The 15,587-nt window shown below is 40.3% G+C and carries 13 protein-coding genes; 4 read left to right on the top strand and 9 right to left on the bottom strand.

The genetic code is table 11. The features are described from left to right. Positions 1–180 precede the first annotated feature (180 nt). From MORIYA_RS15825 to MORIYA_RS15810, 4 genes are all read left to right on the top strand, one after another. Positions 181–1,101 (top strand): DMT family transporter, encoded by a 921-nt coding sequence (locus MORIYA_RS15825; protein ID WP_162629283.1) that lies wholly within the window; start codon positions 181–183, stop codon positions 1,099–1,101. A gap of 20 nt (positions 1,102–1,121) precedes the next feature. After that, entirely contained in the window at positions 1,122–1,820 is a 699-nt protein-coding gene (locus MORIYA_RS15820; RefSeq protein WP_112716690.1) for a thermostable hemolysin, read from the top strand. Positions 1,821–1,839: 19 nt separating this feature from the next. Then, a complete protein-coding gene (locus MORIYA_RS15815) occupies positions 1,840–3,363 on the top strand; it encodes an AMP-binding protein (RefSeq protein WP_112716688.1) in 1,524 nt (507 codons plus the stop codon). Positions 3,364–3,544: 181 nt separating this feature from the next. Continuing rightward, entirely contained in the window at positions 3,545–4,159 is a 615-nt protein-coding gene (locus tag MORIYA_RS15810; RefSeq protein WP_112716686.1) for an FMN-dependent NADH-azoreductase, read from the top strand. A gap of 100 nt (positions 4,160–4,259) precedes the next feature. On the opposite strand, the gene MORIYA_RS15805 is transcribed toward MORIYA_RS15810, so the two are convergent. From MORIYA_RS15805 to cysC, 9 genes are all read right to left on the bottom strand, one after another. Beyond that, positions 4,260–4,622 (bottom strand): YacL family protein, encoded by a 363-nt coding sequence (locus MORIYA_RS15805; RefSeq protein ID WP_112716684.1) that lies wholly within the window; start codon positions 4,620–4,622, stop codon positions 4,260–4,262. Between the two features lie 75 nt (positions 4,623–4,697). Beyond that, complete coding sequence (locus tag MORIYA_RS15800; RefSeq protein WP_112716682.1) at positions 4,698–5,372, bottom strand: metallophosphoesterase; 675 nt, start codon at positions 5,370–5,372, stop codon at positions 4,698–4,700. 156 nt (positions 5,373–5,528) lie between these two features. Next, the gene (gene acnB / locus MORIYA_RS15795) at positions 5,529–8,108 is read right to left on the bottom strand and encodes a bifunctional aconitate hydratase 2/2-methylisocitrate dehydratase (protein ID WP_112716680.1); all 2,580 of its coding nucleotides are present in this window, start codon (positions 8,106–8,108) and stop codon (positions 5,529–5,531) included. A 387-nt stretch (positions 8,109–8,495) separates the two neighbouring features. Continuing rightward, positions 8,496–9,227 carry a VpsP family polysaccharide biosynthesis protein gene (locus MORIYA_RS15790; protein WP_112716678.1) on the bottom strand — a complete coding sequence of 244 codons (732 nt, stop codon included), beginning with the start codon at positions 9,225–9,227 and terminating at the stop codon, positions 8,496–8,498. Further along, positions 9,224–11,506, bottom strand: coding sequence for a GumC family protein (locus MORIYA_RS15785; RefSeq protein WP_112716676.1), 2,283 nt, complete (start codon positions 11,504–11,506; stop codon positions 9,224–9,226). Before MORIYA_RS15785 ends, MORIYA_RS15790 begins: the two co-directional genes overlap by 4 nt. Further along, entirely contained in the window at positions 11,506–12,027 is a 522-nt protein-coding gene (locus MORIYA_RS15780) for a polysaccharide biosynthesis/export family protein (protein ID WP_174216937.1), read from the bottom strand. The genes MORIYA_RS15785 and MORIYA_RS15780 overlap by 1 nt, the downstream gene beginning before the upstream one ends. A gap of 152 nt (positions 12,028–12,179) precedes the next feature. Continuing rightward, positions 12,180–13,403, bottom strand: a complete 1,224-nt coding sequence (locus MORIYA_RS15775) for an outer membrane beta-barrel protein (RefSeq protein WP_112716672.1) — start codon at positions 13,401–13,403, stop codon at positions 12,180–12,182. 517 nt (positions 13,404–13,920) lie between these two features. Then, complete coding sequence (locus tag MORIYA_RS15770) at positions 13,921–14,877, bottom strand: DHH family phosphoesterase (protein WP_112716670.1); 957 nt, start codon at positions 14,875–14,877, stop codon at positions 13,921–13,923. 67 nt (positions 14,878–14,944) lie between these two features. Continuing rightward, a complete protein-coding gene (cysC, locus tag MORIYA_RS15765; protein ID WP_112716668.1) occupies positions 14,945–15,580 on the bottom strand; it encodes an adenylyl-sulfate kinase in 636 nt (211 codons plus the stop codon). Positions 15,581–15,587 lie beyond the last annotated feature (7 nt).

Here is a 15,587-nt window from a genome sequence, read left to right as displayed (position 1 = left end):
TGATACTCACGATAAAGATACACATGATTAAGATATTTATCATTAAGTAGTTTACAATTAAGATAGTTGCCGTTAAGATAAAGTCAATTAAGATATATGTAGTTAAGATACTTAATTCTGAAGTACATTAAGGGTATTAACTCAAGGTTCTATTTAAAATTAGTATGAAAAGGAATGAGAATGTTAGAGATAAAGATGGATCAGAAAAATAAGACAAGGAACGCCAGTCTAATGATGTTGGTGGCAACCATATGTGTTGCGGCGTCTTTTCCTGTATCAAAATCATTGATGCAATATATATCTGCGGAACTGGCTTTATGTATTCGGTTTGTAATTTCTTCCGCTCTGTTTTACATATTTATTCAGCTTAAAGGGTTATCAGTCTCCATCATCCCCCAGAGATGGAAAGCTTATCTATTTGTCAGTTCATTTTATGCCATGTTCTTTATTAGCACGTTTGAAGCATTGAAATTAACGAGTGCTTTTAATACCAGTGTTATTTACACCTTAATGCCAAGTGTCTCTTTGTTGATCGCTTGGTTCACTTTCAAAGATACGAAATTAAAGCATTATATTGTTCCGCTTATACTGTCGACCCTCGCGAGTATGGTGGTGGTAACACAAGGTAAATTATCATTTTTTGATATTTTAAAAATCGTGAACATGGGGGATTTAATTTTTTTACTAGGCACTATATGCATGGCGTGTTTTTTTAATGTCACTAAAAAATATACCTCCGGAGAGCCGCCTCTGGTGAGTACCTTCTATATCTTACTTGGCAATACGGTATGGATGTTTTTATATCTTTTACTATCACCAGAAAAACTGATTTTTAATCCCAACACCATTGTCGTGGTTGAGCTTATATTTTTGGTGCTGTTTTGTACGGTATTCACTTTTTTCTCGGTGCAATACGCTACTAAATGGATTGCACCGATCAAAATATCGTCATTTTCCTATCTCACGCCTATATGTGTGGTGTTAATTAATTTCGGATTCTTTTCTATGGAAGTCAATTCCATTGTTGTATTTTCATCTGTTATATCAATATTGTCTTTGTTTTATATACAGTGGACTTCTGGTGAAAAAGCAGCACAGTAAATAGTATTTAAGGGATAATTATGTTGTTTAGTAATGCAGGAAGCAAACTAGGGTTCGACCGTCTCAGGATGAGAGTAATAGGGCCGGAAAGTATTGGTGATTATGCGGCGGCGGTTGCTTATTGCCAGAACGTTTACACGCACAAACTTAAGGTAAAGCAGACTATTTCTAAAAAATCGCTTTACATGGTACTTGAAGAACGGGGGCCTGAAGGATATGAGATCATTTCTTGTTTTGGGGTGGTATTTCCAAATGAGAACGCTAAGCAATTCTCTGAAATGTACCTTCCTTATGATATTGAAGATTACATGAAAGTGGTCTCACCCGAACTGAATTTTAATAAGAATAAAATGGTTGAATTAACTGCACTTTGTTCAACCAGCGGTGATTTCACATCCCGAATGATGCTCATATGTGCGCCTATTTTGGCTTACAAGCTGGGTTATGATTACGCTCTAGTCACCATTACTGAAGTGATTAGAGATCTCGTTTCGTTGAAGTGCCACTGGAACATGTCACCTTTGGTTTTTTCTAACTCAGATTATGCAAATATTAACAGGGATGACTGGGGCAGATATTACGATTTTAAACCCATTACATGTCTAGTAAATCTTGAAGATTCATTTACTAGTGCTTGTAACGATAAAGAAGATTTTTTAGTTAGACAATGTTTGAATATTTGTGCACCAATAAATGCATTTTCTAAAAATTGTGCTTGAAAATTAAAGGGATATTAATATGTTAACAATTAAAAATGTGCTTTTTTCAAAACTAGAACAAAGAGAAGACCACGAAATTGTGATAGAAAAAGCACAATTAAAGGTAACAGTAAAACAACTACAAGAAAGATTAAGCTTATTAGAGCAGAGTTATGCTCATTTAGACCTTACAGGGAAAATTGTCTGTTTGACTCATGCTGATCCTGTTCAGTATATGATCTTTGATTTGTTTTTGTTAAAGGTTGGAGCTGTCAATATGACAGTGCCACTTGAATTTTCTGATACGCAAATTGCACATTTTTTTGAAAATGCTGACTACTGTATTGTTGATAATGACAATGTTTATACACGTTTGCAAAAAATAAATCAGAGTGTTGTATTTTTGGATAATAATGGGAAGCAGATAAATCCAGGCCAGCCGTTGCGAAACAATGGTAATCGGGATCCGAGCTGGAGAAAAATCGTGCATACGTCGGGCACTACTTCCAACCCCAAAGGCGCAATTGTCAATGAACAAGCATTGGCAAACATGCTCGATAAACTGACTGATGGGATCTGTGCTGAGAATTCTTTAAACTATTTCTCTTTTCAACCTATGTCCTTATTGATAGAGCAAATTTTGGCTCTATATTTGCCTCTTGTTAGTGGTGGTAAAGTAATTTTTAAACCGGACCATGTGCCCGCTTTTGGTTTAACGTATACGGATTCAGATACCTATTTGGAATTAATCCGTCATGCAGATGCTAATTTTTATTTTTTACCCCCTCGATTGATTGAAGACTTGTCTGTGCAGGCACTGCACTTACAGGAAAAAGGCATCGATCCTAAGGCTTATTTCTTCCCGCAAAATGATACCTATGTATTAACCGGGGGCGGTACTGTAAATCAGGAAGCAACTGAGTTTTTGGACGAAATGGGCATTTGTGTATATGAAGGGTACGGTGTCTCCGAAAATACATCTGTTATATCGCTTAATACTCGCCTTTGCAGAAAAAAAGGAACGGTAGGTAAACCACTTAAGCATACCCAAGTAGAAATTATCGACGGAGAAATTGCAATACGGTCTAACAGTTTATTTTGCGGTTACCTAGATGGCGAAAAGGTGAATAATCCCGTAAAAAATGGGCTGTTTTTTACAGGTGATATTGGTTCGTTGGATGATGACGGTTATTTAAGAATTAGTGGTCGAAAAAAGAATATTATCATTTTATCGAGTGCTAGAAATATTTGTCCAGAACATGTCGAGTCTGTTTATCGCGGAAGTGAATTAATAGAGCAGATAGTCATCTTTGGTGACGGCAAAGATTATCTGTCAGGTATTATCGTACCTGCTAACGATAAAGTGACTAAAGCTGAATTGGATTTGAGTATTAAAGCATTATCGAATGAATTACCTTCGTTTTCTCAGCTCAATAATTACCTGATTCCAAAAGACCGAAATGCCTTCATGACCGAGTACTTTACTATTACGGGGCGACCGCGTCGCGATGTCATCGAAGCTTGTATAAAGCATAATTTGATCAATTTCACCACTAATTTGTAAATAAGGATATAAGTAAATGAACATCATAACTACAGTGGAAAACGATATTGTATATCTCACCGCGAGTCGCAATTTCAAGTGTAATGGATAATACCCGAGTAATGCATGGTCGTAGACCGATAGTATCAAAACAAAGAAAAATATTTAACACACTTAGCTATATATAAAGGAGTAACGAATAATGACCAAAAAATTATTAGCCATAAATACTTCATTACAACATGCAGGTGGGCAGTCAGGTAAACTAGTCTCGCATTTTATCGCAGATTGGTTAGAGCAAGGCGGTAACGTAGTTGAAAGAGATTTAGCTAAGTCACCAATACCACACTTAAATGAAATGGTAATTAATGCATTAAAACAGGGGCAAAGTGAAACTCAAGCTCAACAAGAAGCTTTGGCACTGTCTGGTCATTTAATTGATGAGCTTAGAGAGGCTGATGCAGTGGTGATCGGAATGCCATTATACAATTTAGCGGCGCCTTCCATATTTCAAACTTATTTAGACTATGTTCTGCGAGCAGGAGTGACATTTAAATACACTGAAAAAGGTCCAATGGGGTTATTAAATAATAAACCTGTTTATATATTGTGTACGCGTGGAGGCATGTTTGGCGGTGACAATGCTCATATGGATACGCAAACACCATGGCTTAGGAACATCTTAGGATTCATGGGATTGTCTTCCACGCAATTTATTTATGCTGAAGGCATGGGAATAAGTGAATCGATGGCAACTGAAAGTTTAATTCAGGCAAAAAACAGCATCTCAGCATTATTTAAGCATCAGGTCGCTTAACCTGTAATTGGAACACAATTCCTGATTACGTATATTCAAATATCGTCTCAATAAGGGCCTGTTATTCAGGTCGTTTTTCGTCTAACCTCCCCCATAACGATCAGATAAACTCTAACCAAGCTTGGAGTATGATCTCAAAATCCTCCAGGCCACACACAGCCATTGTTTCTGCATCATACAAATTCATGTCGTCTTCAAGCACGTCACCAAAATCCATTAACTCCGAATTAGTACACGCACACGCATCTTCTTGGGTCAGGGTTAATGTCATCTCATCACCAACTAAACGATACTCTTGTTTTTTACGGACTTTTAATAAATCAATTTCAGCTTGAATCAACGCAATAGTGGCTTTATCCGTGCCTAAAGTGCCTTGTATCCAACTACCTAACGCAGTCTGCTCCATTGATATTATTACTCGATAGGTATCAGTTAGGGTATCTTTACGAAATTCAAAATCCACGGTTATGCCTGCTTTTAGTTAATAGAAAAAAGTTTAATAGGTGCTCTCACTGAGATTGTAGCAACAACAGCAGTATTAAATAACCGAAAATATTTGCTTGCTCGACAGCACAGTTAAACGTTTAGTTTTACTTAACGTATCAATCCACAGTTGGTTCTGATTCGTCACTACCTGGCTACAATTAACATGGCCATGAATGGTGACATCAACATTGTCAATCCGGCTAAATTCGCCTTTTTTAACCGCTACATACGGGGCAGTAGACCAAACTAAATCATCCAGTAAACTTGACTCTATGCCGCTCTCATCCAAAAACACATGCCAATCAACAGGCGCAAACGCATGACTAATGCCGACAGAACCCTGCGCCGTTTTAACCGTTAGCGCATAACTGCAATGTTGTTTAATTAGTAACTTACAAGCAGTTTGCTGTTCTGGAGCAAGCGCATAAAACCATTCTCCCCCGGCGTTTTTATGTAGACGAGTCAACTTATGCTCATCTTCAGCAAGCAACATCTCTTCATGGTTACCAAGTACGGCAAAAAACCACGATTCATTGAGCAAGTTTAAGGTATGCAATGATTGTGGTCCGCGATCAATCATATCACCGACTGAAAATAACCGGTCGTTATCAAAATCAAAACGGCAGCGGGTCAAGGCACGCATTAATAGCGGTAGCTCGCCGTGGATGTCACCAACAAAATAATCTCTACCGACCAGATTTTCAGCAATGAATTTATGTGTGATCACTCTGCATGTTCCTATTAGGATAGCTTACGATACTATTTTATATTAATACCCGATTCAAAAAAAACGGCGACCCATGTGAACCATAGATCGCCGTTTATTTTAGCAAATTTGCCGCTTATACTAAAGCAGCGAGCGTTTAAGTTAGCCGAATGCTAATTAAACTGCTTCTTGAACAATCACTTCGTTCGCTTTTTCAATGTAAGACGAAATTTTATCGAAGTTTAAGTAACGGTAGGTATCCGCCGCTGTTGCATCAATCTCAGACGCCAGTTCCATGTACTCTGCAACCGTAGGGATCTTACCTTTAATCGCCGCGACTGCAGCAACTTCAGCAGAACTGAGGTAAACGTTAGCACCATTACCTAAACGGTTCGGAAAGTTACGCGTTGACGTAGAAACAACCGTGGTATTATCACCCACACGTGCTTGGTTACCCATACACAGTGAACAACCTGGCATTTCGGTACGAGCGCCCGCTTTACCGAAGATTGCATAGTAACCTTCATCACTTAATTGTGCGGCATCCATACGCGTTGGTGGAACAATCCACATACGTGTTGGCAGTGTACCGTTGAATTTCTCCAGTAGTTTACCCGCTGCACGGAAATGACCGATATTAGTCATACAGGAACCCACGAATACTTCGTCAATTTTAACACCCGCAACAGCAGATAATAGTTTCACATCATCTGGGTCATTTGGACAAGCTAGGATAGGCTCTGTCACATCCGCCAGATCGATTTCGATGATCTCAGCGTATTCTGCATCCGCGTCCGCTTCAAGCAATTGTGGATTAGCGATCCATGCTTGCATTTCAACTACACGACGAGCAATCGTCTTCGCATCGCCATAACCTTCAGCAATCATCCACTTTAACATCACGATGTTAGACTCTAGGTATTCAATGATTGGCGCTTCGTTAAGCTTGATAGAACAACCTGCCGCAGAACGTTCAGCAGATGAATCCGATAATTCGAATGCTTGCTCAACTTTTAGATCGGGTAGACCTTCAATTTCCAGTATCCGACCAGAGAATGCATTAATTTTACCTGCTTTCTCAACAGTCAGTAGGCCTTGTTTAATCGCATAATAAGGGATTGCATTGACGAGATCACGTAGTGTGATACCCGGTTGTAGTTCACCTTTAAAGCGCACCAAAATAGATTCAGGCATATCCAGTGGCATAACGCCAGTTGCTGCTGCGAATGCAACCAGACCAGAACCCGCAGGGAAAGAAATACCTAATGGGAAACGGGTATGTGAATCACCACCAGTACCTACTGTATCAGGTAGTAACATACGGTTTAACCAAGAGTGAATTACACCATCACCTGGACGTAACGACACACCCGCGCGGTTACGGATAAAGTCAGGCAGTGTATGGTGAGTTTCAACATCCACTGGTTTTGGATAAGCCGCCGTATGGCAGAAAGACTGCATCACTAAGTCAGCCGAGAAACCCAGACAAGCTAAATCTTTTAGCTCATCACGTGTCATTGGACCCGTGGTATCTTGAGAACCAACCGTGGTCATTTTTGGTTCGCAATATTGGTTAGGCCGTACGCCTGCTACACCACATGCTTTACCAACCATCTTCTGCGCCAAGGTATAACCTTTGCTTGAAGCTGCAACGTCTGCAGGTAAACGGAATACCGTTGAATCTTCTAGACCAAGGGCGATACGCGCACGCGTCGTTAAACCACGACCAATAATCAGTGGGATACGACCACCAGCACGCACTTCATCAAGAATTACATCAGTTTTTATCTTGAACTCAGTGATCACTGTGCCAGTTTCGTGATTTTTAACAACACCTTCATAAGGGAAGATATCGATAACGTCACCAGTATTTAAGCTAGTTACATCAAATTCGAGTGGTAGTGCACCTGAATCTTCCATGGTATTGAAGAAAATTGGCGCGATCTTAGAACCAATACAAATACCACCACCACGTTTGTTCGGTACGAATGGGATATCATCACCCATGCACCATAACACAGAGTTAGTTGCTGATTTACGCGAAGAACCAGTACCAACAACATCACCAACGTAAGCAACTTGATGGCCTTTTTCTTTTAGTTTTTCAATTTCTTGCAATGGATTTGCAGAAACACCTTCACGCTCATTTTTAAGCATTGCCAGTGCATGCAATGGAATATCAGGGCGAGACCATGCATCGGGTGCCGGAGATAAGTCATCGGTATTGGTTTCGCCAGGTACTTTAAATACAGTAACAGTGAGTTTTTTCGCCACTGCAGGTTTCTTTAAGAACCATTCAGCATCAGCCCAAGATTGCATCACTTGCTGTGCGAATTTATTACCTGCTTTAGCTTTTTCTTCAACCGTATAGAAAGCATCGAACATTAATAGTGTGTGTGACAAACCTTTTGCAGCAATCGGAGCCAGCGCGTCAACATCGAGTAATTCAACCAATGTTTCGATGTTGTAACCACCTTGCATCGTGCCAAGTAGTTCAGTCGCACGTTCTGCAGATAAGATCGGCGATGTCGCCTCACCTTTAACAATCGCAGTTAAAAAGCCCGCTTTAACATAAGCAGCTTCATCCACACCCGGTGGTACGCGATTGGTTAAAAGATCTAACAAAAATTCTTCTTCGCCAGCGATTGGTGCTTTCAGCAATTCAACTAGACCAGCAACTTGTTCTGCATCAAGAGGTTTAGGCACAACCCCAGCAGCGGCACGTTCTTCGACATGTTTACGATAAGCTTCTAACACGACTCATTCCTCTTAGTTTATGCCACCCATGGTGGACATCCTTGTTATGTATATACCCAAGCTACTTCAGGATGCACACCCTACTCGTCTCTGATATAGCATCTTGAAGTAACTTGGGTATCACCCTAACTTACTCATTTGATAGGTGAATTCAACGGTTATTGAGGTGAATTCAGCAATAATAAAGTTAAAGCCTCTTGCAGAGTGTTCACAAATATAACATTTTTAACCTAAAATTAAAATTAAAGCAGCATGTGCCGAAGGATTTTTACATAAATACTCAACATTCATCAAACTTATGGGGGTAAAAACATAGCGAATTTATATGAATAGTTATAACGCGTATTTAGCCATTAGGACCAATGAAGAGAGAGTGAAAATAAAGATTTATTTACAATATTTATTGTAAGACCAAGTGGATTTTACGGTCTGGTATTCAGGTTTAAATTTTAATTGCAAACACAACAGTTTTTGTTTCCCGATTGATGTAGCAAAAGCCAGGTTAGCTTTTAACAAATGAGGGTGTGTAACTGACTTAGCAAATTGATCAAACATGAGCTGCTTGTCTTTACCTGATAATAGCGCCCAGTTCGATAACAAAATTTGCATCGAACCTGAAATAACCTCTTTAATATAAGGACCCGTTTCGATTGCATTAGCCAAGTATTGCTGAGTATCAACATTGTAACCATCAAGATAATTATTGGTGATGGCAAGATCAATCCATACATCAGGCCACATTGGGCGGCGTGCAACCGCAGCTAAATAGAGAGATCTTACCGTCGTGTATTGAGCCTCGTCTTCAAAACCACTGATGATGCCCCAATGTAAAATACGGCCATTAATATGGGCATAATGCGGATAACTCGGATCAAGCGCATGGGCTTTATTAATCGCTGCCAACGCCGAGTCATATTCACTCCGGCTGGTTACCTTGCCTTGCTTAGCCCAAGCATTGATAGCAAACTCAGCTTGGTAGTACCAGGCATTGGCATACCCTTTATAAAAGGCCGTATAACCCGCATATAGACAACCAAGTAACAACAGCAAAACAAGCATAGTTCGCGGTACTGCGGTGCGTTTTACAGTTACTGCCTCTTGTTCGCGGCGCACTATCATGATAACAATTGCAGCTTACCCTCGGGATCAACTTTGCCGGTAAGAATATCATTACTCGCCGATGTATTAGTCTTAACAGCGCTACCATAGGCTTTATCACTGTAATAACCGTAATAATAATCACTATTTGAACTTGCTCTGATATCCACCTTATTTAGCACAATACCGGCAATTTTGATGTTGGCATCAACCAAACGACCAACACCGTTTCTCACCACACCAGTGCGGGTATCATCACTTTTAACCACATAAATTAACGAATCAGCCTGCTTGGCAATGATCAGTGCATCACTGACGGCGTTAATCGGCGGTGTATCAATAATAATGTAATCGTAAGTCAGTTTTAACTGCTTAATGAGCTGTGCAAAGTGCTTAGACGCCAACAATTCCTGTGGATTACTCGGTAAATTACCACATGGCATCACGGTAATATTTGACTGGTCATCGTAATATAAGCAGTCGTCCAATACTTCAGTTTGGGCGATCATATTGGATAAACCCGCATGATAATTGGGGATCGAAAAACGTTTACAAATACTCGGTTTACGCATATCACCATCAATCAACAAGACATTACCCATTTGACCCAATGAGAATGCTAAATTAACCGATGTCGTTGACTTGCCTTCACCGGGTATCGATGATGTGATAGCAATGACTTTATCGTCTTCATGATGCGTTAAAATATAACTGGTACGTAAGGTGCGCACCGATTCAGCAAAGCGACGACCGGTATCAGTAAAGAAGTGATGCAGTTCCAAGTCTTGGTGTTTTTTAAGCACAACTAACGGCAGTAATCCTAACATGCGGAAAGACAATTTATCTTCAATATCTTTTGCCGATTTAAAGTTATCGTTTAGCGATTCAAACACAAACGCCGCCACAATACCTAAACCAAACGTAGCCACAAATGCCAACAACACGATCAATGCTTTTTTCGGTTTAATTGGCCGTTCCGGGGCGAAGGCGCGATCAGTAAAACGCGCAACCGCCGAGTTAAAGTCACTGGTGACTTCCGTTTCCTTGGCGCGCGATAAGAACGTATCAAAGATCTTACGGTTGGTATTCACTTCACGTTGTAGCTTACGGTAAATATTCTCTTTGCTGACCACACGGTGATATTTGGCTTTAATACTCGCAAGATCTCTTTCTAACGCGTTAATGTTGCGCTTTTTCGTGATTAAACTTTTATCCAGTCCTGAAACGATCTTCAGGATCCGCGATTTCATGCGTTTTGTTACTGTGTGCCACTCTGATTGTGCCGACTTGAATTTTGGATGTTTAGGTCCATACACTTTAGAGAGATCGGAAATTTTCAACTCCACTTCAATTTGATTATCTCGCAATGACACAATCGCCGGGTGCGAGCTAATTTCAGGCATGGATTCTAACAATGCTAAATCTTTCGTCCCTTGTTCTTTCACTAACGCAACAATACTACGCAATTGATTATACTCATTGCGGGCCTGCGTTAATTGCTGCGAGGTTTGATCAAGTTCTTTGGAAATTAATGCAGAGACTCCTTCGCCACTTTGGCTAATCAGATTTTCTTTATTGCTGTATGTTTGCAGTTTGGCTTCGGACTTATTCAAGGTCACCCGTAAGTCTGACAAGCGTGAGTGCAACCACCCTGACGCACTTTCATTCACCGAAATTTTATCAAACAAATCTTGCTGTATATATACATCACCGACGGCATTCGCTACTTTAGCGGCTAGCCTTGGGTCCTGACTGTCAAACGAGATAGACACTAATTGCGTTTTACGGACCGGTTGGATGGTTAACTGCTCACTAAATTGCCTAATTAAAGCCCGTAATTTACGCTCTTCAAGCTCTTGCTCTGTTAATACTTCAGCGACATCTGTTGGTAAGAAAGGGAGCGCGTCACGCAACATGTCCATCACCGACTCACCCTGTTGCGGCTGGAATTCAGCTTCATCCTGCAAGTTAAGCTGAGTAATAACGGCAGCGGCAATGGTGTTCGACTTTAAAATTTCAAATTGAGTTAAATAATATTCTTTACGATTGGAATCTAAGCCCATCACCTCTTCGAAGGATACCGCTTTGGCTTGATTAGCTTCAATCAACAAGGTTGAGGTAGCTTGGAATGTCGGCGTGATATTTTTAACAATAATGGCTGTTAAAATAGCCACGGCGGTAGCCAGAAAAAAGATCCGCCATTTAAACTGATTAATAATTTTAAAATAATTACTGAGATTGATAACCTCTTCCACCGGCTGTTTTTTTATCATGCTATTACTACTCGTCATGTCAGTCATTAGAAGAACCTTTGTTCAATAGTAATGGTATCACCCGCATTTACCCGGTAAGTCAGGCTGGCGTGAATTTGTTTATCCTTATCACTTTCTTTATAAATAAACACTTTTTCTTCTGATGCTCGGTCGGTGAACCCACCTGCTAACGCAATCGCCTGGTTCACCGTCATACCGGGCTGATAAGAATAACCACCCGGCTTGTTCACTTCACCGTGAATATAAAAAGGACGGTATTTAGTCACTTGCACATATACGTTTGGTTCAATCAGATAATCCCCCACCAAACCACGATAAATCAGTTGTTCCACTTTTTTAACGGATAAACCAGTCACTTTAATTTGCCCCAAAAAAGGGTAATTAATTAAACCACTATTACTTAACAGCGTATTTACCGTGAGATCGTCTTGACCATACACTTTAAATTCAATTTGATCGCCAGGGCCTAACACATACGCATCTTCCGCCTGCACGGTCGAAAATAAAATGCCAGCGAATAAAACAAGGCATAAGTACAACTTTTTCATAATGACTCTTTAATGGGGTGATATTAATGGCGTGAGGGCAGTTACAGGGACAGCACCTATCAGTGCAATCCTTGTATCAGTAACAACCTGTGTATTAAACATAGCGGAGGCGCAATGCTAATCATGTCATGATCACTATCGCGCTGAACATGTTATAGGGTAAATGTAAGGTTTAAACCGGTGACAAATTTGTCATAAGAAATGTTTTGCTGGTTAGAATCGTTATTGATCATTTCAGCATACAGCGACGCGTCTAACCATTGCGTAAATGAGTAATCAACAGCCGCGGTATATTTCAAGTATTCATCTAAACGGTTATTCGCTTCATTTTCATATTCGTCTTGTTGATAAGTCACAGCCAGTGAGGTATCCACTTTTGAACTCCAGGCGTGAACCCAAGATAGATCAACATCACGCTCTACTAAGTAAGAGCCATCTGCAGAATCAGGGTCTTGTGAAGCCTGTGTCGTTGACAGGTAGAAAGAGGTATAACGTAGCGGTTGCCACTTAGCACCGATATCCCAAGTTAAGCCATCAAAATCGTCAACCGCAGTGTTCTCAAATTGTTTAAATTCAAAACCTAACTTACCATCGAGAGTAATGACTGACGAACTCTGCCACTTCAAACCCAGCAGCGCGTTATAAACATCAGAATCTTTTAGTGATGCGGTATCATAACGAATGTAATCACCGTTTAGGGTCAGCGATACTTCGGTAAATGCGTTGGTATTGTAATAAAACGTGGTACCAAATAAGTTGTTTGATACGTTGCTGTCGGCGGTAGCAAACACATTGTTGTTGTTATAATCTGTGGTACCTGCTTCAGTGGTAAATGCGATACGCGCCTGCGTGCTGCGTATACCATATTCATAGGTTGCGGTTAACAACAGGTCTGAATAACGGATCAAGTCCGCATTCGGATCAAAAGCACCTTCACTTAATCCCGAACCACGTTGCTCTGAAATACTCGCTATCGACGCAGTAAAATCAAAACGGTGTGATTTACCGTTTTCAATATGCACAGCAACACCCAAGTCACCATCAACATAGTTATCATCCGCATTTTCTGCGTAAGTGCCAGCGTTCAGGCCAACATCAAACGAGAAGGTGTTAATACCATTATCAATTTTAAAACTAACCGCAGGTGCTACAATTAATACCGCACTACTTGTTTCATTATTCGTTTGGTTATAAATGTTATCATCGTATTTAGCGTCTATACTTAGTGACGGCGTGACTTGAATACCAGATTTAGTCGTGTATGTGTCAGTGCTGCTGTCAGGTGCTGCAATAGTTGGCAGGCTAAATATTGCAAGCAATGCCGTCGCTAAGACACTTTTTTTGGCGCTTAGCGTGGTGTGATTGAACTTAGTCATAATTAATTTTAATCCCTTAATTGTGAGTTTAAATGCTACTGATAAATAAAATTCATTAACGATGAATGAGCTAAAAAGTAATTACATCCTTTAATTAACAACAACTATTTCTTAATGTTAAACAACAAAGCAACACGGTTAATTATACTAATCAGATAATATTGAAATGGTATTTAGTATGCTAATACTGCATACCCAACCTGTTTACATTATTTTTAGACACAGTTTAACCCTACCATAGCGGGTATTGAGTACATATGAAGTGTGACCAAAATCAACATATTAAGGTACGGATTGATTAGGTTGATGAGCGTTTTCTAATGCTTTAGTTTGAAGGTGGCATTAGCTTTAAAAGGACTGAAGTTGAAACGGGTGAAGAAACGTAGCCGAACTTATTTAATATAATGAGGCTCAACACTGCAGAGCCATAAAATGACTCTATTTTCTATGATCACAAACCAATATCGCCTAGAGCATAAACAAATATCCTCGCCTTTAAGACACGGTTTATGGCTTGTTATGCATAAGATGAAGCTAACATATTTACAAATTTATCTATTTGACCTGCTGGTAATTTATTAATGCCTGCAGCCGCTTTACGACCACCGCCTGTGGTAAATTGAGCGCAAAGGTCATCCGCACCAACACGATTTTCAAGTGGCGCGCGAACACTGACCAGATAAGATCCATCGCTATTAAGGGTTAATACCGCATGGGCTTTACTTTGGTTGCGGTTAGCTAATTCATTGCCATAAACACCACTAATACGCCTCGCCCACGCCTCACAAGGTAAAACATATACTTCGCAAATATCATTACTTATATAAGGTGTAATGCCAGTCACTCGTTGATGATCGTGACGATAAGCGGATTGCAATGTATAGAACACCGATGATTGGTCATCTTGTAATGAAAATGGCGAGGTAAATTGTGATAGTTGGCGATAGAGAACCGCGGGGTCAAAATGTAAATCGTCTAATGACGCACCGTAGCCGTTATAATTGATTAGCGTGCCTAATTCACATAAAAAATCAGCTTGCTGCGCTGTTACTTTATGTTCATCTGCAAGTTGATCAGCTGTTGAAACCAAGTTATCACCATAAGCTGCTGCGATAGCCCAGTGTATGTATTTATTACCTAATTTATTATTGATTAATAAGCTAGTGCAAACCTCTGACGAGGTATCAACAAGCGCGGTTAACTTATCTGATTGGGGTATCGCCCCAGTTCTGTGGTGATCACAATAAAATACGGGTATATCATTGGCTAAAATTGACGTTAATGCCTCGGTATTTTTCTCCATGGATATATCAAGTGCAACAACCGCTGACGCCTTGGTTACATCCACATGTTTTAACAGGCTGTTGTCACGTTTAACACCGGTAATTAATGTACTTTGTTTTGGTTCGTTTAAACGTAATTGCAGTAATGCGATGATGCCATCAGCATCACCATTGAATACATCGTAATGCATAATAATCCTTGTAGTGATAGCGGTGAGCTCAGAGCTGCATGCTACGAGTAAAATAAGTCTAAGCTCTTCAAATATATTGCTGTTTCTTTAGATACTGTACAACTTGCTGTGCGCATTCTTCGATGGATAGGTCTGCTGTTTTGACCACTATCTCGGCATTTTCTGGCGCTTCATAAGCAGAGTCTATGCCGGTGAAGTTTTTGATTTCGCCGGTGCGGGCTTTCTTGTATAAGCCTTTGGGATCACGTTGTTCACATACTGCCAGTGGTGTGTCGATAAACACTTCAACAAACTGACCCTCTGCTAATTGTTTGCGTACCATTTCACGGTCGACAATGAAGGGGGAGATAAATGCAGTGCATACTAACAATCCGGCATCGACAAACAGTTTTGATACTTCGCCAATACGGCGGATGTTTTCAATGCGGTCAGTGTCGGTAAAGCTCAAATCACCATTTAAGCCATGACGAACATTGTCACCGTCAAGCACATAGGTTTTACAGCTCAGATCGTGCAGCATTTTATCCACGGCATTCGCGACGGTTGACTTGCCCGAACCACTTAAGCCAGTGAACCAAAGTACCGCAGGTTTGTGGCCGTTGCCCGAGACACGTTCTTCATGGCTAACACTGGCTTGATGCCAAACTACGTCTGATGATTTGTCGCCATCAACGTCGATGTTTTTGTAAGGTTGTTCTGACATTTAAGAT

Origin of the sequence: Moritella yayanosii, from assembly GCF_900465055.1 — a bacterium.
Classification (GTDB): domain Bacteria; phylum Pseudomonadota; class Gammaproteobacteria; order Enterobacterales; family Moritellaceae; genus Moritella; species Moritella yayanosii.
The sequence above is the reverse complement of the archived record's forward strand: the minus strand, read 5'-3'. Positions and strand labels throughout refer to the sequence as shown.